Origin of the sequence: Allobosea sp. RAF48 (genome assembly GCF_052114025.1) — a bacterium.
Lineage (GTDB): Bacteria > Pseudomonadota > Alphaproteobacteria > Rhizobiales > Beijerinckiaceae > Allobosea.
In genome coordinates, this window is sequence record NZ_JBFRDZ010000010.1 from 57386 (window position 1) to 80259 (window position 22874).

At 63.5% G+C, this 22874-nt stretch carries 18 protein-coding genes; 15 read left to right on the top strand and 3 right to left on the bottom strand.

Annotated features, from left to right (window positions below):
- The 10 genes from AB4Z10_RS18525 (at window position 1) to AB4Z10_RS18570 (ending at window position 12925) form a co-directional block, all read left to right on the top strand.
- Complete coding sequence (locus AB4Z10_RS18525) at window positions 1–2046, top strand: hydantoinase/oxoprolinase family protein (RefSeq protein ID WP_441471859.1); 2046 nt, start codon at window positions 1–3, stop codon at window positions 2044–2046.
- Window positions 2046–4034: a hydantoinase B/oxoprolinase family protein gene (locus tag AB4Z10_RS18530; RefSeq protein ID WP_441471860.1), complete on the top strand. Its 1989-nt coding sequence runs from the start codon at window positions 2046–2048 to the stop codon at window positions 4032–4034. Before AB4Z10_RS18525 ends, AB4Z10_RS18530 begins: the two co-directional genes overlap by 1 nt.
- On the top strand, window positions 4031–4774 hold the full coding sequence (locus tag AB4Z10_RS18535) for an SDR family NAD(P)-dependent oxidoreductase (RefSeq protein ID WP_441471861.1): 744 nt from the start codon (window positions 4031–4033) through the stop codon (window positions 4772–4774). The genes AB4Z10_RS18530 and AB4Z10_RS18535 overlap by 4 nt, the downstream gene beginning before the upstream one ends.
- 23 nt (window positions 4775–4797) lie before the next feature.
- Complete coding sequence (locus AB4Z10_RS18540; RefSeq protein ID WP_441471862.1) at window positions 4798–6366, top strand: ABC transporter substrate-binding protein; 1569 nt, start codon at window positions 4798–4800, stop codon at window positions 6364–6366.
- Between the two features lie 34 nt (window positions 6367–6400).
- Window positions 6401–7405, top strand: coding sequence for an ABC transporter permease (locus tag AB4Z10_RS18545; RefSeq protein ID WP_441471863.1), 1005 nt, complete (start codon window positions 6401–6403; stop codon window positions 7403–7405).
- A complete protein-coding gene (locus AB4Z10_RS18550; protein WP_441471864.1) occupies window positions 7405–8244 on the top strand; it encodes an ABC transporter permease in 840 nt (279 codons plus the stop codon). Before AB4Z10_RS18545 ends, AB4Z10_RS18550 begins: the two co-directional genes overlap by 1 nt.
- 2 nt (window positions 8245–8246) lie before the next feature.
- Window positions 8247–9251, top strand: coding sequence for an ABC transporter ATP-binding protein (locus tag AB4Z10_RS18555; RefSeq protein WP_441471865.1), 1005 nt, complete (start codon window positions 8247–8249; stop codon window positions 9249–9251).
- Window positions 9244–10230 carry an ABC transporter ATP-binding protein gene (locus AB4Z10_RS18560; RefSeq protein WP_441471866.1) on the top strand — a complete coding sequence of 329 codons (987 nt, stop codon included), beginning with the start codon at window positions 9244–9246 and terminating at the stop codon, window positions 10228–10230. The genes AB4Z10_RS18555 and AB4Z10_RS18560 overlap by 8 nt, the downstream gene beginning before the upstream one ends.
- Window positions 10231–10301: 71 nt before the next feature.
- Window positions 10302–11444 carry an MFS transporter gene (locus tag AB4Z10_RS18565; RefSeq protein WP_441471867.1) on the top strand — a complete coding sequence of 381 codons (1143 nt, stop codon included), beginning with the start codon at window positions 10302–10304 and terminating at the stop codon, window positions 11442–11444.
- Between the two features lie 266 nt (window positions 11445–11710).
- Window positions 11711–12925: a GGDEF domain-containing protein gene (locus AB4Z10_RS18570; RefSeq protein WP_441471868.1), complete on the top strand. Its 1215-nt coding sequence runs from the start codon at window positions 11711–11713 to the stop codon at window positions 12923–12925.
- Window positions 12926–12999: 74 nt separating this feature from the next.
- Here the strand turns inward: AB4Z10_RS18570 and AB4Z10_RS18575 are convergent, their stop codons facing one another.
- The gene (locus AB4Z10_RS18575; RefSeq protein ID WP_441471869.1) at window positions 13000–13233 is read right to left on the bottom strand and encodes a glycine betaine ABC transporter substrate-binding protein; all 234 of its coding nucleotides are present in this window, start codon (window positions 13231–13233) and stop codon (window positions 13000–13002) included.
- A gap of 191 nt (window positions 13234–13424) precedes the next feature.
- On the opposite strand from AB4Z10_RS18575, the gene AB4Z10_RS18580 reads away from it, so the two are divergent.
- Window positions 13425–14693 carry a metallophosphoesterase family protein gene (locus tag AB4Z10_RS18580; protein ID WP_441471870.1) on the top strand — a complete coding sequence of 423 codons (1269 nt, stop codon included), beginning with the start codon at window positions 13425–13427 and terminating at the stop codon, window positions 14691–14693.
- 2 nt (window positions 14694–14695) lie between these two features.
- Window positions 14696–18196, top strand: a complete 3501-nt coding sequence (locus AB4Z10_RS18585; RefSeq protein ID WP_441471871.1) for an ATP-binding protein — start codon at window positions 14696–14698, stop codon at window positions 18194–18196.
- A 591-nt stretch (window positions 18197–18787) separates the two neighbouring features.
- On the opposite strand, the gene AB4Z10_RS18590 is transcribed toward AB4Z10_RS18585, so the two are convergent.
- A complete protein-coding gene (locus tag AB4Z10_RS18590) occupies window positions 18788–19642 on the bottom strand; it encodes a LysR family transcriptional regulator (RefSeq protein WP_441471872.1) in 855 nt (284 codons plus the stop codon).
- A gap of 164 nt (window positions 19643–19806) precedes the next feature.
- Here AB4Z10_RS18590 and AB4Z10_RS18595 point away from each other — a divergent pair, with 164 nt between their 5' ends.
- Window positions 19807–21336 (top strand): MFS transporter, encoded by a 1530-nt coding sequence (locus tag AB4Z10_RS18595; protein WP_441471873.1) that lies wholly within the window; start codon window positions 19807–19809, stop codon window positions 21334–21336.
- Window positions 21337–21501: 165 nt separating this feature from the next.
- On the opposite strand, the gene AB4Z10_RS18600 is transcribed toward AB4Z10_RS18595, so the two are convergent.
- The gene (locus tag AB4Z10_RS18600; RefSeq protein WP_441471874.1) at window positions 21502–21792 is read right to left on the bottom strand and encodes an ArsR/SmtB family transcription factor; all 291 of its coding nucleotides are present in this window, start codon (window positions 21790–21792) and stop codon (window positions 21502–21504) included.
- A 111-nt stretch (window positions 21793–21903) separates the two neighbouring features.
- On the opposite strand from AB4Z10_RS18600, the gene AB4Z10_RS18605 reads away from it, so the two are divergent.
- Window positions 21904–22260 carry a putative quinol monooxygenase gene (locus AB4Z10_RS18605; RefSeq protein WP_441471875.1) on the top strand — a complete coding sequence of 119 codons (357 nt, stop codon included), beginning with the start codon at window positions 21904–21906 and terminating at the stop codon, window positions 22258–22260.
- A 282-nt stretch (window positions 22261–22542) separates the two neighbouring features.
- Window positions 22543–22863, top strand: a complete 321-nt coding sequence (locus AB4Z10_RS18610) for a hypothetical protein (protein WP_441471876.1) — start codon at window positions 22543–22545, stop codon at window positions 22861–22863.
- The last annotated feature ends 11 nt before the right edge of the window (window positions 22864–22874 follow it).

Below are 22874 nucleotides of genomic sequence, written 5' to 3' on the forward strand. Positions count from 1 at the left end.
ATGGCCTATCGCATTGGCGTCGACATCGGCGGCACCTTCACCGATTTCAGCGTGCTCGACGAAGCGACGCTGAATCTGCGGACGCTCAAGGTTCTGTCGCGCCCGGACGCTCCTGGAGCTGAGGTCCTTCAGGGGCTGGATGAGATCGAAAAGCGCTTCGGCATCGCGCCTTCGCAGGTCAGCTACTTCACCCATGGCTCTACAGTCGGCGTGAACAGCATCATTCAGGGCAAGGGCGCGAAGCTTGGACTGATCGTCACCGAAGGTTTTCGCGACGTCCTGGAGCTCGCGCGCCTGAAGATCCCGGATCCTTATGATCTGTTCTCGCGCCGACCGGTTCCTTTGGTGCCGAGAGAACGCGTGTTGCCGTTGCCGGAGCGCATCAATGCGGATGGCGTTGCAGAGGTCATTCCGGATCCGGCCGCGATCGCCACCGTTCTAGGTCGACTGGAGGCAAGCGGGGCCGAGGCGATCGTGATCGCCTTGCTGCACAGCTACAAGAACCCTGCACATGAAAGGCTGGTCAAAGCCGAAATCGAACGCCTGCGACCTGACTTGCCGGTTTTCTGCTCCGCCGACATCTGGCCAATTGTCCGAGAGTACGAGCGCACCATCACGGCCTGCATCCATGGCTCGGTGCAGCCTCGGGTGTCCCATTACATCGGCCGCCTCGAGGATGCTCTGATCGAGAGGGGGGTCGTTCCCGCCCCGATGATTACCAAGTCGAACGGCGGCGTCATGACCGCCGCGGCTGGCAAGGTGCGCAGCATCGAGATGCTGCTGTCCGGCACGGCTGCCGGTGTGATCGGTGCAGGCTTCACGGCCAAGCTGGCTGGCTTCTCCAGAGTCATGAGTCTCGACATCGGCGGCACAAGCGCCGATGTCGCGCTGCTCAAGGACGGGATGCCTGACTTCCGCTCCGGCGAACTCGTCGGGGAGTATCCGATCTATCTTCCGACAGTGTCGGTGTCCTCGATTGGAGCCGGGGGAGGCTCGATTGCCTCCGTGGACACGTTGGGTGTTTTGCGCGTCGGGCCTGAAAGCGCGGGATCGACACCTGGACCGGCCTGCTACGGCCGTGGTGGCGAGCGGGCAACGATCACCGATGCCTTCGCGACCATCGGCGTTCTGGGCGCTGGCGAGCTCGGATATGGCGCCGTCAACGTTGACCGATCCCGAGCGCTTGCGGCGCTTGAACCAATTGCCAGAGGCCTCGACCGCTCGTCGGAACGCGCGGCTGAAGCCATCATCCAGCTTGCTGTCGCCAACATGTACCGGGAAACCAGCCGGCTGTTCTCGCAGGTTGGCGAAGAGCCGAGCGGCTATGCGCTTCTGGCATTCGGTGGCGCTGGTCCCATGCTCGGCTGCCTACTGGCCGATGCCATGGGCATGCGGTCCGTCATCATCCCTCAAACACCAGGTGTGCTGGCCGCCCTTGGAGGCCTGCTTGCAGATCTGCGTTCGGATTTCGTGCGTGTGGTCTTCCTCGATGTCGGACCGCGCTCGTTCGACAGCTTGCGCCAGGCGATGGATGAGCTCGCCAGTGAAGCCCGCGCCTGGCTCTTCGAAGGGCAGGGCTATGCCGGCGAGGCCGCGCTGTCGATCACGGCCGACATGCGTTACCGCGGCCAATCCTATGAGATCGAGACGCCCTTGGAGGAGGCCTGGGTCGTCGACGGCGACCATGCCGCGATTGCTGCGGCGTTCCATAAGCGTCACGCCGAAATCTATGATCACTCGGACGATGCGGCAGATGTTCAGATCGTTGCGCTCCGTGTGGTCATTGCAGGGGGCACACCAAAGCCCGAGTTCGCAGAACAGGGGCTGAAGCTGCAGCAGGTGCAGCCCAGGACGCGGGTTCCGATCGTCCATCAAGGATCGACGATCGAGGCCGGTCTCTTTGATCGAAACGACCTGTCCCCGGGCGCGTCCTTCGCCGGCCCGGCCGTGATTTTGCAAGACGACACGACGACCTGGGCCCCGCCCGGTTTCGAGGGCCATGTCGATGGCTTCGGCAATCTGATCTTGAAGCGGAGTGCGATCTGATGGCGGCGCTAGATCCTGTCACGCTGCAGGTCCTGAAGAGCCATTTCGAGGCTGCGGCCGAAAGCATGGCATTCACGCTTCTGCGGACGGCGCATTCCGCCTTCGTCAAGGAGACGGAAGATTTTACCAGCGGACTGACGACGCCTTGTGGGCAAACCTTCGCCAGCCCGAAAGACCTCGGCGCGACCTGGTTCATCGGCCTCGACTACAAGGGCGCGATCGACGCTATCACGGATTACAAGCCTGGTGACATCTGCATCACCAACGACCCGTATTCCGGCTATGTCTGCACCCACGCTCCCGATATCCATCTCTGGATGCCGGTGTTCCATGAAGATCGGCTCGTCTGCTTCGCAGTGGGCCATATCCACAATACCGATATGGGCGGTGCGGTGCCGGCTTCGCTATCTCGCGCGCTGACGGAGGTGCAGCAGGAGGGAATTCGGATCCCGCCCATGAAGCTAGTCGAAGCTGGGGCGATGAACGAGAGCGTGCTGCGCATCATGCTGCGCAATGTCCGCATGCCCGATCAGAACTGGGGCGACCTCAAAGCCCAGATCGCCTCGCTGAAGACCGGCGAGCGCAAGATCCGCGATGCGATCGCCCGCTTCGGCGTCGAGACTGTCTGTGCCGCGACCTATGGCGTACTGGATCTGGCTGAGAGACAGGCGCGCCAGCTCTTCGCCTCGATTCAGGATGGGGATTACGAATTCACCGATTACATCGACGAGGATAGCCCCGGCGGCGTTCCATGTCGGCTGAAGCTGTCGGTCAGGGTTCGGGGCGACGAAGCGACCTTCGACTTCACAGGCAGCGACCCGCAGCTTCAGTCGGCGCTGAATATGCCGACTGGCGGCCTGCCGCGCCATATCCTGCCGCTCGTCGGCTACAACTATGTTGTCTACTCGCTCGATCGAACGGTCGCGCTCAACATGGGGCTTCTGCGTCCGGTTCAGTGCATTCTGCCGGAGGGCTCGGTCGTCAATCCGGTCTACCCGGCGGCCACGGGCATGCGCAGCCTGACGTGCGCACGCATTCAAGGCATGGTCATCGGTGCCTTCTCGCGTGCGATGCCCGATCGCCTGCCCGCTGGCCCGTCGGGCGGCGGCGGTATCCTGAACGTACGCACCACTGACAGTCGCACAAGTCGGCTGGCCATGGCCTCGATCAACCCCATCACCGGCGGCGGTGGGGGAAGCTCGTTCGAGGATGGGCAGGATGGTTCGAACTCGTTCCTGAAGAATACGCCTGTCGAGATCACCGAGGCGGAGGTGCCGATACGCGTCAGAAGCTACGAGCTGGTGCCCGATTCAGGCGGCCCAGGTCGCTATCGTGGCGGCCTCGCGGCTCAGATGACCTTTCAGATGTTCACGCCGAACTCGGTCGTGACAGCTCGAAACCGCGACCGCGTTCGCTTCTCCTGCTGGGGCCTCGAAGGCGGATTGCCAGGCTCGACCTGCAGCTTCCATCGCGCCAACGGCAACATGAAGCCGGAACACCTGGGGAACACTGACGTGGTTCGCTGCGGTCCGGGTGACGTGCTGACGATTTCAGCTGCAGGCGCAGGTGGCTGGGGCGACCCGTTCGAACGTCCGGATCACGAGGTCTTGCAGGACGTCCTTGGGGGCAAGGTCACCGAAAGCGGCGCCAGGGCCTATGGCGTGGTCGTCAAGGATGGTGTTGTCGATGAGGCCGCCACCAAGGCTCTGCGATCGGCGCCACGGGAACGCATGGGAGGCATGACCTTCGATCCCGAGAGGCTGAGCTTCGAGCGCATTTGGTCGGACGCCGTTTGGGACCGCCTGTCGCAGCACTTGTTTGCCCTTCCCGTCGAGTGGCGCTTCTTCGTCAAGCATGAGCTCTTCGCTGCGGTAAATGCCGATGCGGCCGCCAAGGATGATCCGGTTGCGGCACTGGAGCGGGCCTATGCCCGTGTTCTGGAACAGTACCCGCAGATCGTGCCTCGTCATCTGGAGGACGCGGCATGAATATCGAGTTCGTCAACCAGACCGTGCTGGTGGCTGGAGCGGCCCGTGGCATCGGCCGAGGCATCGTCGAGGAATTTGCGGCGAGGGGCGCCAATGTTTTCGCGGCAGACCGGCTCAAAGAGGAGATGGCCGGCCTGCCGGCGCATGCGACGCAGCTCGATCTGCTCGACAAGGCGGCCGTCAACCGGTGGGTTGTGGAGGTCGAGAGGATTGGCGGGCGAGCGCCTGACGTCCTGGTCTATGTGGCGGGCGGGGTGCTGGGGCAAAGCGCGAAGCCCCTGGAGGATGTCGAGGAGGCCGACTGGCGCGCTTTGCTCGACGTCAATTTGACGGGCGCCTTCTTGTCGTCCCAGGCGGTTTGCACCGGCATGAAGGCGCGCGGCAAGGGGCGGATCGTTCTGATCGCCAGCGGTGCCGGGCTGCGCACCTCGCTGACAGGGATTCAGGCTTATGCCTCCGCCAAGGCCGGTGAGATAGGGCTGGCGCGCCAGCTCGGCCAGGAGCTTGGACCGTTCGGGATCACGGTCAATGCGGTTGCTCCAGGGTTCCAGCGAACGAGCCCGGACTATGAGCGGCAGTGGCAGTCATATTCGGCCGAGCGGCAGGAAAACATGATTGCCAACACGGCGCGGCGTCGTCCGGGGACGCCGCAGGACATCGCCTACACGGTCATGTTCCTCGCCTCCGACTATGCGGACTTCATCACAGGCCAGGTCATTTCGGTGACCGGCAACCCTTGAAACGATAACAATGGAGGGACGGCATGACGACGACACGGAGAGACGCACTTAAAGCGGTTGCGGGATCGGTCGCCCTGGCATCGCTCTCGATCGAGGGAGTTTTGGCTCAGGCTGGCGGCAAGTTCGTCTACGCGAACAACAGCCCGTACGATAACCTCGACCCGCATACCATTTTTGATACAGCCCGTGCCGCGTCGCGTTTCAATCTCTACGACGGGCTCTACCGCTGGGTCGACAATCCCCCCAAGATGATCCCATGGCTGGCGGAGAGCCATACGGTCTCGGATGACGGCAAGGTCTACACGTTCAAGCTGCGGCAGAACGCCAAGTTCCACGATGGCAAGCCGCTGACATCTGCCGATGTCGTCTACTCGATCGAGCGCATCCTCGCCCTCAAAAAGGGGCCGGCCAGCCTGTACCTCGACAGCATCAAACCAGGATCGACACAGGCGCCCGATGCTCACACCGTCGTCTTCAACCTGAATGGCCCATCCGCGATTTTCCTGACCACCGTGCCCGACATCCTCGTGGTCAACAGCGCGCTGGTGAAGGCCAATGAGAAGGATGGGGACTGGGGCGAGGCCTGGCTCACGCGCAACGAGGCGGGCTCGGGATCCTATGCTCTTCGTCGGCATGACCCGGCCGTGGGCTTTACCGCACGCCGCTTCACCGACCATTTTGCGGGGTGGACCGGCCAGCCCTTCGACGACCTTGAATTCCGTACGGTCCTTGAGACGAACACCCGCGTGCTCGGCTTGATCCGCGGCGATTTCCAGGGCGCCGACGGCTATCTTCCCTATGATCAGATCCAGCGGCTCCGGCAGTCGAGCAACGTTCAGATCATCGAGCAGGAATCGATGAGGGTGTTCATCCTGGCGTTGAACTGCACCAAACCGCCGATGAACAATCCGAATTTCCGCCGCGCGCTGGCCTACGCCTTCGACTACGACGGTTTCATCAAGAGCATCATGAAGGACTCGGTCTCGCGGAATCCGGGACCCAACCCCAACAACATATGGGGCACGCCGGCCGGCCTGAAGGGCTACAGTTACAATCTCGAAAAGGCCCGCGAGGAGCTGAAGAAGGTGACGGAGCCGCTGCGCCCGATCACCATCAACGCCCTTGCCGGCTTCAGCGAATCCGAACAGGCGGCGACGCTGTTTCAGAGCACATTGCGCCAGATCGGGGTCGAGGTCGTGGTCGAGGTTTCGCCCTGGTCGCTCGTCTCCACCCGTATGCGCAAGGCCGACACCCAGGCCGATATCGTGCCGCTATGGAAGAGCACCTACTACGTCGATCCGAATAACTGGGTCGGCGAGCTCTATGGCACGCGTTATCACGGCACGCGCACCTTCTCGTACTACAGCAATCCCGAATTCGATAAGCGGCTCGACCGTGCCCTTGTCTCAAGTAGCCAGGAAGAACGCCGCAAGCTCTACGAGGAAATGACCGAGATGGTGAACGACGATGCCGCCGGCATCTTCGTTTACAACACGCGTTGGTACGGACCCTATTCGAGCAAGGTCGAGGGCATCCGCTTCTCCCCGGTCAGCAACGGCCAGGATATTCGCTGGGCATCTCTCAAGCGCTGAGCGGTCCTGACTTCTTCCAACCGGAGGCGTTGCCATGAACTGGCTGTCAATGGTGGCGAACCGATTGCTCTGGTTCGTACCGACACTCGTGGGGCTACTCGCGATCGTATTCGTGCTGTCGCGCGTCATTCCCGTCGACCCCGCGGTTTTGGCCGCGGGAGAGAACGCTTCCGTTGCGCAGGTCCAGCAGGTTCGGGAGCGCTTCGGGTTTGACAAGCCATTGCCGGTTCAGTTCGTGAACTACCTGCGCGACATCGCGCAGGGCAATCTCGGCACTAGTCTCTTTACCCAGCAGCCCATCGTCGACGACCTCGCTTCTCGTCTTCCCGCGACGCTGGAGCTGACGATCTTTGCCGTCCTGATCGCAGGCCTCATCGGCATCCCCTTGGGCGTGTTCTGCGGCCTGCACCGGAATTCATGGATAGACCACGTGCTTCGGGTCGTGACGGTTTCAGGCCTTGCTGTGGCATCCTTCTGGTTGGCGATGCAGTTTCAGTTCCTCTTCTCGATGAAACTCGGATGGCTGCCGCTTTCCGGGCGCATTGAGGGATTTCCGCCTGAGCCGGTAACGGGTCTCATGCTGGTTGACGCGATGATCGAAGGCGATCGCGAGATGATCGGCTCCGCACTCAGGCACATTGTCTTGCCGACACTGACCCTGGCTTTGCCCGCTGCGGCCACCGTCGTCCGCTTTACTAGAAACGGCGTTATCGGCGTGATCAACTCGCCGTCTGTGGCCTACCAGACCGCGATGGGGCTGCCTCGTCGCCTGATTGTCTGGAAATACGTGCTTCGCATGGCATTGACCGCAACCGTCACGCAGCTCGGACTGATTTTTGGTATCCTCCTCGCTGGCGCGGTTGTCGTCGAGACCGTCTTTGATTGGCCCGGCTTGGGCGCCTATGCCGTGCGCTCGATCCTGCAGTCCGACTACAACGCTGTGATGGGCTTTACCCTCTGCACGGGCGCACTCTTCGTCCTGATCAATCTGCTGGTCGACATGCTGCAGGCTGCGATCGACCCGCGAGGTGCGGCCTGATGGATCTCCTGAAACGCTTTGCCAAAGATAAAGCCGCATTCATCGGATTGAGTCTGCTGGGCCTTCTCGTGCTGACTGCGGTGTTTGCGCCGCTGCTGGCCCCATTTCCGAACGATGTCTTCGATTTCCACATCGGGAACCGGCTTCAACCGCCATCGGCCACCGCGCTTTTCGGCACAGACCGGATGGGCAGCGACATCTTCAGCCGAATGCTGTTCGGCGCCCGGATCACGCTGATGCTGGCGGGGATTGCCGTCGGCTCGGCGCTCGTCATCGGCGTACCGATCGGTCTTATCGCCGGCTATTATCAGAACTGGGTCAGCGATGCGCTGATGCGGATCGCCGAGATCTTCCTTGCGGTGCCCCAGATCGTTCTGGCCATCGCGATCGCGCAGACGCTCGGACCATCGATCGAGAACGTCATTCTGGCGCTATCTTTGACATATTGGCCGTTCTGGGCGCGGCTGGTCTATGCCGAGACGCGATCCATGCGGAATGAGGTCTTCGTGGAGTCTGCGGTCGCGCTCGGTGCATCGCCTTGGCGCGTCATCGTCCTACACATCCTGCCGAACATCGCTTCGCCCATCATCGTCCGGACGTCGATTGGCATGGGCGCGACGATTCTGACCGCGGCAACGCTTGGCTTCCTGGGGCTTGGCGCGCCGCCGCCCACCCCCGAATGGGGGCGGATGATTGCGGAAAGTCGTGAGTTTCTCCCCGAAGCCTGGTGGTACGCTCTCGCTCCGGGCATCGCGATCTTCCTGACGGTGCTGGGCTTCAATCTCTTTGGCGACGGCCTGCGCGACATTCTGGACCCGCGTACGCGGCGCAGTGTCTGATCATGAGCAATCTCCTCGACATTCAGGCCCTGTCCCTGGGCTTTCGAACGGAAAAAGGTCTCGCCAAGGTCCTCGATCGGATCGATCTCAGCGTGAAGCCTGGTGAAATCGTCGGACTGGTCGGCGAATCCGGCTGTGGCAAGTCAACGCTCGCCCGTGCGATCCTGGGAACGCTTCCCGAAGGCCAGACGGAGATCAACAGCGGGCACATCCGGCTGGACGGTGTCGATATGCTCTCGGGAGGAAAGGCGGCCGAGCATCTGCGGGGCCGTGTCGTTACCTTTGTCCCGCAGGACCCCTTTGCGAGCTTCAATCCTCTGTTTCGGATCGGCACCCAGATCCACGACCTGATGCGCTTCAAAGCCCCTCGGGACGAAAAGGGGAGCTTCGGCCGTTCGCGCAAGGCAGATGAAGCTAGCGCCATCGCCATGCTCGATGCGGTGCAGTTGCCGCAGCCGAAGGCGATTCTGGACAAGTATCCTCACCAGCTATCGGGCGGCCAGCGCCAGCGGGTGATGATTGCCATGGCGCTTCTTCCTCAACCTCGGATGATCATCGCCGACGAGCCTACAACTGCTTTGGATGTGACGGTCCAGGCGCAGATCCTGGGGTTGCTGCGGCGGCTGGCGGTCGAACGAGGCGTTTCAGTCCTGTTCACGACCCATGATCTCGGCGCGGCCTGGGAAATCTGCGACCGCGTGGTGGTAATGTATGCTGGGCAGACTGCAGAAATAGCGCCGCGCGAGCAATTCTTCGGCGATCCCCGCCATCCTTATACGCGCATGTTGCTCGATAGTTTGCCCGCGCCCGGGCGTGATCCTGTCGGAATTCCCGGCGGTGTTCCCAGTCCGCTCAACGCCCCAAACGGTTGCCGCTTCAATCCACGCTGCCCCCGCGCAACGGACGTTTGTCACGATAGCAGGCCGACGCTGATTGCCGAGCCCAATGGCCACGCCGTTGCGTGTCATCATCCCTGGTCGGCCGAGGCGGAGGCTGCGCATGTCTGACGCCAACAATCCCCCCATCCTCGAAGTCGACCACCTGGCCCGGCACTTCCCTGTCCGAGGGTTCCTGAATCGGAAGGTTGGCAGCCTACGCGCGCTGGACGATGTTTCCTTCGCCGTCGAGCCTGGCGAAATTCTGGGAATTGTCGGCGAATCCGGCTGCGGCAAGTCCACGCTCGGCAAGACGCTCATGGGCATCCACGAGCCAAGTGAGGGCGAAGTCCGGATGCTGGGCGAGAGGATTGCCTCGCCGGGCCAGAAGCGTGCTTCCAAAATCCGTGCGCGTCTTCAGTATGTCTATCAGGATCCGGGCGCTTCCCTCGACCCCCGCTGGACACTGCGCCGCTCGCTCCACGAGCCACTGATTATTCACACCGACTGGTCGAGGGAAAAGCGGGAGGAAAAGGTCAAGGAGATCGTCAAGGCGGTTGGACTGCCCGTTGAGCACCTGGATCTCTATCCGCATGAAATCAGCGGCGGCCAACAGCGGCGGGTTGGTCTGGCTCGGATCCTGGTTCTCGGGCCGGAACTGGTCATCTTCGACGAGCCCACGTCGGGACTGGACGTTTCGGTGCAGGCGACCGTGCTGCGGCTGTTCCGCGACCTCAAGTCAGAATTCGATCTGACCTACCTCTTCATCAGCCATGACCTAGCTGTCGTGGAGTCGATCTGCGACCGCGTCATCGTCATGTATCTCGGGAGGATCGTTGAGATCGGGCGGACCGCCGAGGTTTTCGCCGCACCGCGCCATCCCTACACACAGGCGCTACTGTCGGCTGCACCTCGGATCGGCGGGCCTCGCATTACTGAGAATTTCTCGCTGCAAGGTGAGCCGCCTGATCCGTCCAATGTTCCGAGTGGGTGTCGCTTCCGTACGCGTTGCCAGTACGCGACATCGGAGTGTGCCGACACTCAACCGGAACTTGATGACAAAGATGGTCACGGCGTTGCATGCTTGCGCTGGCGCGAGTTGAACGTGTGAGGCCCGGTCTCTTCAAAGCTGTAGCCGCTCCTTCATGGCAGCTTGCTCTCGCGACCATGGTTGCGGTTCAAATGGCCACCGCGTTCCTCAGCCGGATTCCCCCGACCATTGCACCCATTCTCGCCGAGGAGCGAGGCTGGTCGGCTTCGGTGGTGGGGTATCTTGCCAGCCTCAACACGCTCGGTTCGATCCTCTTTCTTGCCTTGGGTGCGCCCTATCTGAGAGCTCTCGGTTCAGTGCGAGCCCTCCAAGTCGGGCTGATGATCGGAATCCTGGGTCTGGCGCTCTTTCTGCCGAGCTGGACGGTGACGGCCTGCATTGCCGCGCTGCTCATCGGTGTGGGGTACGGACCATCGTCGCCCGCGGGCAACGATGTCCTGCATCGCACAGCACCTCATGGCCGTCGCAGCATGATTTTCTCGATCAAGCAGGCTGGAGTGCCGCTCGGAGGAGTCATTGCGGGGCTCGCACTACCTCCTCTCGCAGCAGCCTATGGTTGGCGCATCGCCCTCCTTGCTTCTGCGGTCTTTGTGCTTGCCATCATCGCCAGTGTCCAGCCGATGCGAGAGGCGCTTGATCGAGATCGGGAGAGGGGACTGAAGTTTGGATTGGGGGTGATCCTCTCCGTCTCCAATCTGGTGACACCGATCAGAACGCTGACAGCTTCGTCGACCTTGTTTCGTCTGGCGGCAGCGGGCGCTTGCCTGGCGATCGGGCAGGGGATCTGGTTCGCCTATCTCATGACGTATGCGGTCTCGCAGCTCGGCTACAGCCTCGAGACCGCCGGAGCGCTGTACGCATTGATGCAAGCAACCAGCATCGCCGGTCGTGTTTTTCTCGGTTGGCTCTCCGATCGGCTTGGAGTTCCACGATTGCTGTTGCGCTTGATCGGGTTGGCGTCAGGTGTGACCTCCCTGACATTGGCCCTGGCGACGCCCGAATGGCCTTTCCCGGTCTATTGCATCATCGCTGCGGTCGCGGGCATCACTGTATCTAGCTGGAACGGTGTCCAGTTGTCCGAAATCGCCCGGGCTTGTCCTCCTACACTCGTTCGGGAGGCTTCTTCCGCTGCCACCCTCGTCATTTTCCTCGGTTACGTCGTCGCGCCATCAGCATTTGCGATGACACTAAGCTTTACGTCCCGTTTCGACCTTGGCTTCTTCGCCTGTGCGCTTTCCGGAGTGGCGTGCTTGATCCTCGTGCCTGAGGAATGAAGCTCGCGCTTCAGAGGCTGCCTGTGGTGTGTCTGCTTTCAGCGAGAATCCCTGGGAGATATCGATCTCGCCATTTCCGCCGGACCCGGGCAACGTTGGTCCATCATGGGGCAACCGAAGGTCTGGCACCTTGCTGGCGGAATCGAGCGGCGAGAGGGGGCGATAAAGGACCTCTGAAACCGCACATGTGCGCGCGCCATTTTAACGCTTCCTAATCGCCGGCTCTCGCAGACTGACGTCCCAAGCTCTCGGACCGCGGACGCGCTGTGCTTCTCGATCAAGGTTCACTTTTCACGGCATTTTCGCTGTCGGCGCTCGGCCTCGCGGCGGCATTCTTCGTGAATTGGCTGGTCACTCGCAGTGAGCGTTTCCTCATCGTCTGGACGATCGGCGTCTCGCTCATGGCGTTGGGCGTATTTGGCTACAGCTCGTATACTCGCTCGCTTTCACCCGTTGTGGGCACAATGGGCTACACCGCCCTGCTGGTCGGTCTGGCATGTGTCTATGGGGCTGGACGAGAGTTTCGCTCGAAGCGCCTGCCTTGGAAGGTGATGAGCCTCATGGCTATCGGCTCCTCGACTGCGATGGCCGTTCCCATGCTATCCGGCTACAACGGCGCATCGATCATCATCTTGAATCTGGCTGCGGCAACAATCCTTCTGATCACCGCTCGGGATTACTGGCGTGGACGCGCCGAGGATCGCTTCGCGATAACGGCGCTGAGCGGCCTTTACCTCCTGACTGCCACCTCCTTCGTGCCCTGCGCGGCGCTTCTGCTTCTCGGCGGGCACTGGATCTTGGCGTCCGCGCCCGACAACTGGGCCGAGGATCTGAACATCGTCATTTGCCTGACGACACTCGCGGGCATCGGCGCGTTGTCTCTTGCTCTCAATCAGTCGCGGCTCGCCCGAGGGCACAAGCAGGATGCGGAAACGGATGCGCTGACGGGGCTGCTGAATCGGCGGGCGCTCCTCCAGCGCATGGCTGGCGAGATCACAGGGCCCGCGACAATCGTCTTATTCGACGTCGATCGGTTCAAGGGCATTAACGACAGCCATGGCCATGCGGCTGGAGATGAAGTCCTGCGCTTTTTCGGGAGCACCCTCGCGACCAATACACCAAGAAGTGGCCTCTCCGCCCGTATGGGGGGTGAGGAGTTTGCATTGCTGCTGCCTGATACGTCGCTCGTCATGGCTGCGATGTTGGCCGACGAAATCCGCCTGGGCCTTGGGAGCAAAATCTTTCACACAAGCCGCGGGGCCTTTGGGTGCACTGTGAGCGCGGGTGTCGCATATTCAGAGGGCATCGAAGCCTTCGAAGCGCTTTTGCATTCTGCCGATGAGGCCCTCTATGCAGCCAAGGGCAATGGCCGCAATCAGGTTGCGATCAGCTCCGGGGATGGGATTTTCCGGGCGCAGATGCATGGGCAAGCGGCCGGCCATCGCGGGCCAGTCGACCTTATCAAGTTGAAGGCGAGTTAGCCAAAATGATGAGCCGGGATCCTGTCCGCCGACGCAGCCCTTGACGCCTGGCACCAGGGCACTCGCTGAAACCTTCATGTTCGGGGGCACCGCGAGTCGAAGGGCGCCGGCAGCCAGACGACGTCCTTGCCGGGCACCAGCTTGCCCATCACCCAGGACGGGCCCCAGTCGTAGTAGAGCGTCGGCTCGCCGCGCATCACCCGCGCGATCACCTCGGCCATCAGCGCCTCGTATGCGCCGCGCGCTGACTTGACGGTGCCCTTCAGGCCGAATTTGTCGAGCTGGTGTTCGACGACGTAAAGGCTCACGCTTTCCCAGATCAGGAGACCGCTCCACCCGATCGAGCAACTTTCGCTTCCAAGCGCAGCGGAAGCGTCCAGATTCTGGCGCCTCGTGGGTAAGGCCATTCCAATCGAGACGTACCGGCTGCTTTGCATTGAAGAGCAAGCACCGGCCGAGATAATGAGAGTTGGCTAGAGCGCTGCAACATGGAGATCCGGTGACTTTTCGTTTCGTCCACGCCGCCGATATCCACCTCGATTCCCCGCTGCGTTCACTTGCGCTCAGGGATCCAGATTTGGCGGAGCTGGTCGGCAATGCGACGCGACATGCCTTCGTGCGGATCATCGATCTCTGCCTCGCAGAGAAGGTCGACGCGCTGTTGATCGCTGGCGACCTTTATGATGGCGATCAGAGCTCGATGAAGACGGCGCGCTTTCTGGCCGAGCAACTCCGGCGGCTCGATCAAGCCGGCATCGACACCTTCATCATCCGCGGCAACCATGACGCGATGTCGCGGATCACGAAGGAGTTGGTGCTTCCGGACTCGGTCAAGGTCTTCGGCGGTCGCGCCGAGGCGCTGGAGCTTCCCGGCCCGGCGGGGCGGGTTCCGATTGTGGTCCATGGGCTGAGCTTTGCGCAGCCGCATGCGCCGGACAGCCTGCTCGGCAAGTACCGGCCGCCGGTGGAGGGCGCGGTCAATATCGGCATGTTGCACACCAGCCTGGCCGGCACCCCGGGCCACGACCTCTATGCGCCCTGCAGCCTGGCCGACCTCCGGGCGACGGGCTTTCGCTACTGGGCGCTCGGCCATATCCACAAGCGCGCCATTGTCGACGATGCCTGCATGATCGCGGTGCCGGGCATGCCGCAGGGGCGCGATATCAACGAGGCCGGATCGAAATCCGTCTCGCTGGTCGCTGTCGGCGACGACCGTTCCATCAGCATCGAGGAACGCGTGACCAGCGTCGCGCAGTTCGAGCGGGTCACGGTCGACGCGACCGGGATGGAGGATTGGCGGGAGTTGGTGTCGGGCGTCGCGCGAGCTCTGGAGGCGACACGCAGCGCGATCGATTCCGCGCACCTGGTCGCGCGACTGCAGGTCGTGGGAGCGACGCCGCTGGCCTGGCGCATCCGCCGCGATATGGACCTGTTGAAGACCGAGGCCGACGACAGGGCTGCCGCCATCGGCTCATGCTGGGTGGAGAAGCTGGAGATCTCCTGCCAGCCGCCCACGCTTCCGGGGGAGACGCGCGGCGACCCACTCATCGATCTCCATCGCCTGATCGAGGAGCAGATCCTCGGCTCCGATGCCTTCACAGCCACGCTGGCCGGCATGGCGGAGGAAATCCGGGGCCAGCTCCCACAGGAATGCCGCGACGTGCTGGGCGCCGACGAGGACGCCTTCCGGGAGCGTGTCGCACGCCTCGCCCGCGACGGCGCGGAAACGGTGGTCGCGCGGCTGCAGGCGGCAGGCGAGGGGGGCTGAGCATGCGCCTTTGCCGCCTCGACCTGACGCGCTACGGCAAGTTCACCGATCACAGCATCGATTTCGGCGCGCGACGCGACGGCGAGCCGGATCTGCATGTGATCTACGGGCCGAACGAGGCCGGCAAGTCGACGACCTTCTCGGCTTTTCTCGATCTCCTGTTCGGCATGGGACCGCAAAGCGCCTTCGACTTCCTGCATCCCTATTCCACGATGCGGATCGGCGCGGCGCTGGAGTTCGATGGTGAGACGCGGGAATTCGCGCGCATCAAGCGACCGCAGAACAGCCTGCTCGATGCCGAGGATCGTCCGCTGCCCGAAAGCGCCATCCGCGCGGAGATTGGCGGGATCGAGCGCGACGCTTATCGCACCATGTTCTCGCTCGATGACGAGACCCTAGAGAAGGGCGGCGAGAGCATCCTGGCGAGCAAGGGCGATCTCGGGCAATTGCTGTTCTCGGCCAGCGCCGGCCTCGCCCATCTCAGCCACAAGCTTTTCGATCTGCGGGCCGAGACGGAGAGGTTCTACAAGTTCCGGGCTCGCAGCGGCTTGCTCGCGGAGCTCAAGGCACGGCTCGCGGGGCTGAAGGCCGAGCGCGAGCAGTTCGACACGCTGGCGTCGGACTATGCGCGCCTGATCGAGACGCGGGACCGTGCCACCGGCCAATATGACGAAGCGGTCGGAGAGCGCGCGCGCCTCCAGGCCCGCATGGACGAGATTCAGCGTCATCTTGCGGCATTGCCCCGGCTCGTCGCGCTGCGGGCCGATCGCGAGCGCCTCGCGCCCCTCGCCGGTTTGCCGGAAGCCCCGCCCGGCTGGGCGGCCGAACTGCCGGCGCTGCAGAAGGAAGAGATCGCGCTCGGCGTCCAGAGCCAAGCTAGCCGCGAAGAGATCGAGCGGTTGCGCCACGAGATCCGGGCGATCGTCATCGACGAGGCCGCTCTTCGGCAAGCGGAGGGGCTGGAGCGATTGACCGAGCTGCGGGCACGCTACATCACGGCGGAGAGGGACCTCCCCGAACGCAGATTGCAATTGCGCCAGCTCGATCTGCAGGTTTCCGGCATCCTGCAGCGGATCGAACGCGACGGGGAGGCCGAGCCGCAGCGTCTCGTCTTGACCGCCGCGACGACCGGCCGGCTGCGCGAGCTGATCGAAGCGAGGTCGGGCCTCGATGCCGCCCTGCGCAATGCCGGCGAAGAACTCGCCGAGACCCGACGACGTCTCGCGGAGACCGCGGCCAAGCTGCCGAAGGCGGATCGGGCCGAGCCCGCTTCCCAGGATCGAGCGCGCGCGATCGCGGCGCTGGCGGCCACGGTCGAGGCCTTGCGGTCGGCCGATCATCAGGTGCGCTCGCGCCTCGCCGAGCGGGCGCGGGCGGCGGCGCAGGAGATCCTCGACGAGCGCGTGCCGGCGCTGCGCCCCTGGCAGGGCACGGTCGATCAGCTCGCCGGCATGACGATCCCCAGACCGGACATGCTGCGGCGCTGGAAAGCGTCCCGGGGCGAGAGCGAAACCCTGCTGACCCAGCACCGGCGGGAGATCGAGCGGCTGACGACCCAGATGCGGCATGTCGAGGCTGAGCGGGCGGGCCTTGCCGCGACGACCGGCATCGTGACCGACCGGGAGGCGGCCGAGATCCGCGCCCGGCGCGAACAGGCCTGGGCGGTGCATCGGCGCGAGCTCGATACAACCTCGGCAGACATCTTCGAGACGGCCCTGCGCCATGACGACCTCGTCGGCGGCGGGCGTCTCTCGCATATGTCCGAGCTGGCGAGGCTGCATCAGAGCGGGCAGGCCTTGGCCGTCGCGCAGGCCGATCTCGCCCGCGCGGAGGAGCTGGCCGCGAACGCCGCGGCCGCTCTCGACGGCATCGACGCTGAGGTCGCGCAAGCTGTGCGTGTCATGGCGCCGTCCTGGTCCCCGGTGCCGCCCTTGCCGGAACTTGAGGATTGGCTGTCGCGTCGAGACCGGGCCCTGGAGGCGCGGGAGGCAGTGCGGGCCGCCGAACGGGATCTGGATGCAGCGCAGGCGGACATCCGCGAGGCGCGGGCTCAACTTTCGGCCGCGCTGGCGCGAGCAGGGCTCTCCGCTGTGGAGGACGCCGATGTCGGCACCCTGCTCGCGGAAGCCCAGGCCGGCCTGGAGAACGAGGCGCAGTTGCGGCGGCTCTACGCAGAGCTGGCGGACCGGCAGCGCGATGTGGCGATGCGCGAGCGCACGGCGGAACAGGCGGTGACGAAGGAGCGGGAGTGGGTCGAGGCCTGGTCCGCGACCTGTCGCAGTTGCTGGCTGGCGGAGGCGGGTTCGGTCCCCGCCCTCGGCGTCGTGCGCGAGATCCTGACCGCGATGGCCGATCTCGCGCCGACGCTGGAGAAGCGCGCGGGCCTCGTCGACCGCATCGACAAGATGGAGAAGGACCAGGCGGCGTTTCGAGAAGAGGTCGCGGTTCTCGCGCAGGCTCTGGGCATTCCGCGCGAGATGCCGGTGCTCGACAGCATCCGGGAGATCGTCGACAGGGTCCGGCAGGCCGGCGCCAGCGAGGACCGTCGCACGCAACTATCCGCCCAACTGGGGACCGCGGCGGATCGGCAGCGCAAGCTGGTCGAGAAGCATAGGATCCATGCCGGCCAAACGGAGCGGATGATCGCCTTTTTCGACGCGAGCTCGCTGGCCAATGTCGCCGAAGCGCTAGATCGGATCGCGCAGCGCCGGGCGCTGCTGGAGCGGGCGGGCGAAGCCGAGCGCGACATCTGCGAGGCGCTGCGCAGCGACGACCTCGCCAGTGCCGAGGCGGCGCTCGACAGCGTGGTCCGGCCGGCGCTGGAGGCCGAATGGAACGAGCTGAAGGTGCGGTTCGAGGATCAGGACCAGCGCTGCCACGAGCTCTTCGCAGCCCGCGCGACGGCGATCGATCAGGTCGAGGCCATTGGCGGCGATGCCAGGGTCGCCGAGATCGAAGAACGTCGCCGCACGACCTTGCTGGAGATCGAGGACGGAGCGCTGCGCTATCTGCAATTGCGCGCCGGCATCGCCGCGGCGGAACAGGCGCTTTCGATCTATCGGGAGCGCCATCGCAGCTCGATGATGGAGCAGGCCTCGGCCGCGTTCAGGACAATCAGTCGGGGCGCCTATTCCGGCCTTGCGGCGCAGCCCGGGAAGGATGGCGAGACGCTGATCGCCCTTGCTGCTGGCGGCGGCTCGAAAGCCGCGGACGAGCTGTCGAAGGGCACGCGCTTCCAGCTCTATCTCGCGCTGCGCGTCGCCGGATACCATGAATTCGCAAAGGCGCGCCGCACCGTGCCGTTCGTGGCCGACGACATCATGGAGACGTTCGACGATTTTCGCGCCGAGGAAGCGTTCCGGCTGTTCGCGGATATGGCGCGGAATGGTCAGGTCATCTACCTGACACACCATCAGCACCTTTGCGAGATTGCTCAGCGGGTCTGCCCAACAGTCCGTTTGCACAGGCTGGACGCGCCAGAAGCACCGCGTTTGATAGCCTGACGCCCCTCGACAACGTCTGCTTTCAGGCAAAACGTCAAAGTCGGCTTCTGGCGCATCGAGGGCGAGTCGCGCCCCGCCGCTTAGACCCTACCTAAGCCCCAGATCGCTCGTTCGATCGAGGGCCGACTAGGCGCCTCGAAAATCGGCTCCTTCTACGGAGAAGCGAGCAGATCGTCACCCGCCAGATTTTAGCGATCGACCATCGCTTCGCCTGGGTCCGTGATCGTCGCGGATTCTAATGGCTTAGGTCTGTGTATGAAGCACAACCGCGAGACCGCTTTTCCGGCTTTGGAAGATATGAAAACCAAAGCGGAGAAGATCCACGCGCTCGCGCTGGCAGGCTATTTCAGGACCGAGATCGCCGAGATGCCCGGCATTTGCATTTGTTCCATAATGTAAATTATCGGAATCGCTGGTGTCGCCAGGTGGGTTCAAGTTTGAAGCACGACTTGCGAACGACCCCAATGGGTTACCAGTCGCAGGAACGCAGCGAGGCAACCTCCGGCAGTTCTCGTCCCCTGGTGGAAAATTCCACCAGCTAGCATGCCTGGCATCGTGGAAGAGGACGAAGGTCCTCTTTGGCTTCCTCTCTCACGCGCCCGGACGGTGCTCCCGGAACCCGGCAGCCAGCGCACGGAGGGCCTCACGGGATTTCGCATCGGTAAGCGTGGAGAACATCACGATCTCGGTCGAGGGAAGTGGAGGCAGGCCAAAGCGCTGGCTGACCTCGATCGTGCCGGGAGGGACGAGACGACAGGAAAAGGCCGCGATGGCAAGGCCGGCGGAGACGGCTGCCGTCACCATGGATGACGTGCCGCCAAGGAAGACCTCCGTCCAGGGTATGGAAGCGGTGTCCAGCGCGCGGGCGGCGATGTCGCGCACGCCGCAGGCGGGCGAGAGCGCGGCCAGCCGCAAAGGCTCGCCCTGACGATGTTCGAATCCTGGGGCCGCGAACCAGCCGAAATGCTCCAGCCCCAGCACCTCGCCGTCGCGCCGGTCTTCCTCGCGCCGAATGATGGCGGCGTCCAGTTCGCCGCGATCGAAAGCGTCCAGCAGCACGCGCGAATTGTCCATCCGCACTTCAATGGTCAGGCCGGGATCATGGGCGTTGAGCCGGGCCAGAAGGGTCGGAACCTCCGGCCCGGCCACATGGGCGGCGATGCCGAGACCGAAGCGGCGGCGCCCCGCAACAAGACCCGCCATGGCACGGTCGTGAGCCGCGAGGAAGTCGCGCGCGCCCACGAGGAACACCGCCCCTTGCGCGGACAGGCGCACCGAGCGGGGCGTGCGTTCGATGAGGCGTTGGCCGAGCCGGTCTTCCAGTCGCTTGAGCTTCACGCTGATGGCGCCCTGCGTCGTCCCGAGCGCCTCGGCGGCCCGGGTGAAGCTCTGGAGATCGGCGATGGTGACGAACGCCTGGACGGCGTCCACGTCGAGCGCGGCCATTTAATGATCCGGATATGTTGTCTCTGAAATATACAACCATCCAGTTTTGGCATGGTCAAGGTTTCGCTAGCTTGCCTCGACTCCGCAACGCGCGAACCGAAGCACATGCGCCTTATGTCATGACCGGCTTCGCCGTTGCGCCCCCGACATCGAAAGACTGAACCATGACTATCGCCGTATCCGCACCAACCGGTAGCCGAAGTGCTGTCGCGCTCGCCGCCGTTTGCCTGTCTGCCCTGATGTTCGGACTGGAGATCTCCAGCGTCCCGGCGATCCTGCCGACGCTGGAGCAGGTGCTCCACGCGGATTTCCGGCAGCTTCAGTGGATCATGAACGCCTATACGATCGGCGTGACGATGGTGCTGATGGCTGCGGGCGCGCTCGCCGACCGCTTCGGGCGCAAACGCGTGTTCATCGCCAGCATCGTCGCCTTTGGCATGGCATCGCTCGCCTGCGGGGTCACGACGAGCGTCGCGGTGCTGATCGGCGCCCGTTTCCTTCAGGGCTTGAGCGGCGGGGCGATGCTGGTGTGCCAGATCGCCATCCTGTCGCACCAGTTCCGCACGCCCACCGAGCGTGGCATGGCCTTCGGCTGGTGGGGCATCGTCTCCGGTGTGGGGCTGGGGTTCGGTCCGATCATCGGCGGCGTCATCGTCGCGCTCTGGAGCTGGGAATGGGTGTTCCTCGTCCATGCAGTCCTCTGCATCATGACGGTTTTGCTGGCAGCCAGCGGCGTACGGGAATCGCGCGACCCGGACGCGATCCGTCTCGACTTCGTCGGCATCGTCACATTGTCGGCCGCCGTATATTGCCTCGCATTCTTTATCACTCAGGGACCGGTACTCGGCTTTGCCAGCCTGACAGCGCTTTCAATTCTCGGCGTGTCCTTCGCGAGCTTCATCGCCTTCGTCATCGCGGAAAAGCTTAGCCCGAGGCCGATGGTTGACTTCTCGGTGTTCCGCATCCGGCCGTTTTCCGGTGCGATCGTCGGCTCGGCCGCGATGAACATGAGCTTCTGGCCGTTCATGATCTATTTGCCGATTTGGTTCCAGGCGGGCCTTGGCTATGACAGCGTCGCCGCCGGTCTCGGGCTGCTCGCCTATACGCTGCCGGCCCTGGTCGTGCCGCCGCTGGCCGAGCGCTTGTCGCTGCGCTACCAGCCCCGCCTCGTGATTCCGGCCGGCCTGTTCACCATCGGGCTCGGCTTCATTATGATGAAGTTCGGCAGCGCGGCCGCGAGCGCGAACTGGTTGACGATGCTGCCGGGCTGCATCCTGGCCGGTGTCGGCCTTGGCCTGACCAATACGCCGGTCACCAACACGACAACGGGATCGGTTCCCCCTGCGCGCTCCGGCATGGCCTCCGGCATCGACATGAGCGCACGGATGATCTCGCTCGCCATCAACATTCCCATCATGGGCTTTATTCTGGTCGAAGGTGTGCTGTCTTCGCTCAGAACGAACCTGCCGCTGGACGCGGACCCGTCTGCTCTGCGCTCGCTCGCCGAAAGAATTGCTGCCGGGACCGCAGGCTCACCGGGACAGGGCATATCCGACACCATCGTCCGCCAGGCCCTAGCCGACGGCTTCGGACGGGTCATGCTCTATGGCGGCTTGAGCGCGTGGCTGCTCGCAGCAGTGAGCTTGATGGTGTTTGGCCAAGCCAGAAAGCTCTCCCGAGATTGTACGGCCTGACATCCGGAAATTCTGGCACACGCTCGTGGACGATGCGGCATACCGCTGGACAGCGTTATGCCGTGCTGTTCGGCGCGCTCAAGCCGCGTCCGCACAGAGGGCCCGGCGAAGAGAAGCGAGCCTGCGAAGGCCACGAGGCGGGCCGCGATAAAGAGCCGCGCGATTTCATGAGGCCTGCTCGGCCGCGACCAGATCGAGAAGATGAGGGAAAAGCCTGTCCAGTTCGGCCCGGCGCAATGTGGCCGCGCGGCTATTGCCCCGATTTACCTGCCGGATCAGGCCCGCTTCACGCAAGACGCGAAAATGGTGTGTCAGTGAAGCCTTGCTGACCGCAAAGCCGAACGACGCGCAGGTTCTCTGCGTGCCTTCGGGAGCGCGCGCGAGCTCCGCCACCACGCGACGGCGCAGCGGATCGGCGAGTGCCGCCAGGACCGGACCAAATGAGATCTCGGCCACTTCCGGATGTCCTTCTCCGTCCGGCAATCTTGCCCTCCATCCCCAGGTAAGGCTTGAGCCTTACCATAAATTCGATAAGGTACGATCAAAGACTTACCATAAGGAGAGGCGATGTCTCAATCCGCTGTTGATCTACCGCTGCCCGATGCGGATGAAACCGGACCTTACGCCCTGATGGGGACTGCGAGGGCGAAGCCCGGAGAAGCGGATGCCCTCGAAACGCATCTGCTGTCGCTGGTTGCGCCAACCCGCCTTGAGACGGGAGCGCTGGCCTATCATGTGCACCGCGATCGTAACGACCCCGACCTTTTTGCCTTCTACGAGGTCTGGAGCAGCCGCGAAGCGCTGGCGGCCCATCTGAAGCAGCCCTACATCGCCGCCTTCCTGGCCGATCGCACGCGCTATCTCGAGGGAGACTTGCAGATTCGCTGGCTTCGTATGGCGAGTCGTTATCCGACGCGTCTGTAGTCTCGCGTCCCGGCGAGGGCAACGAAACCGAATTGCGACAGGAAGGCGAGTATCGTCACATAGGTGCAGGGCGCACCGGGCTGCGGGGTGCGCGGTCCGGCGCGATGAACCCGAGGTCGCGCGGCTAGCCAATCGTGACCGGCTGATTTCCTTTCCGAAAGCCGCACCAGGTTCAGCCCGGGTGAACGCGGGAAATACCCGACACACCGCAGCTCACCGGAGTGTCGGGTTCCAAGATGCATTTGGATACAAGCGGAAACGTCCCAGCAACATCTGTCCGGCATGGCCGAAACAAAGACGGTCTATCCGACGATCATAGATATCGTCGGAACATCCATGTCGGGTACCAATTCATCATCAAAGCCGGGCTCTGCTGTGATGCGCGCCCAGCGGATCGCCGCGTCGGCGATCGGTGCTGTATGGATTATCGCCCTGCTGCTGCGCGTCCTCGATCCAGGCATCGTCGACAGCGCTTCGGCCTGCCGTCGCATGGTCTATCGCGACCCGGTGACGGGGCGAGAGCGAGGCATCGGAGCAGTTCGGATCACCGCGAACGGCACGATCAGATGTCGTGACGTCACCTATCAGCCCGGAACACGATGACGGCTGCGCGG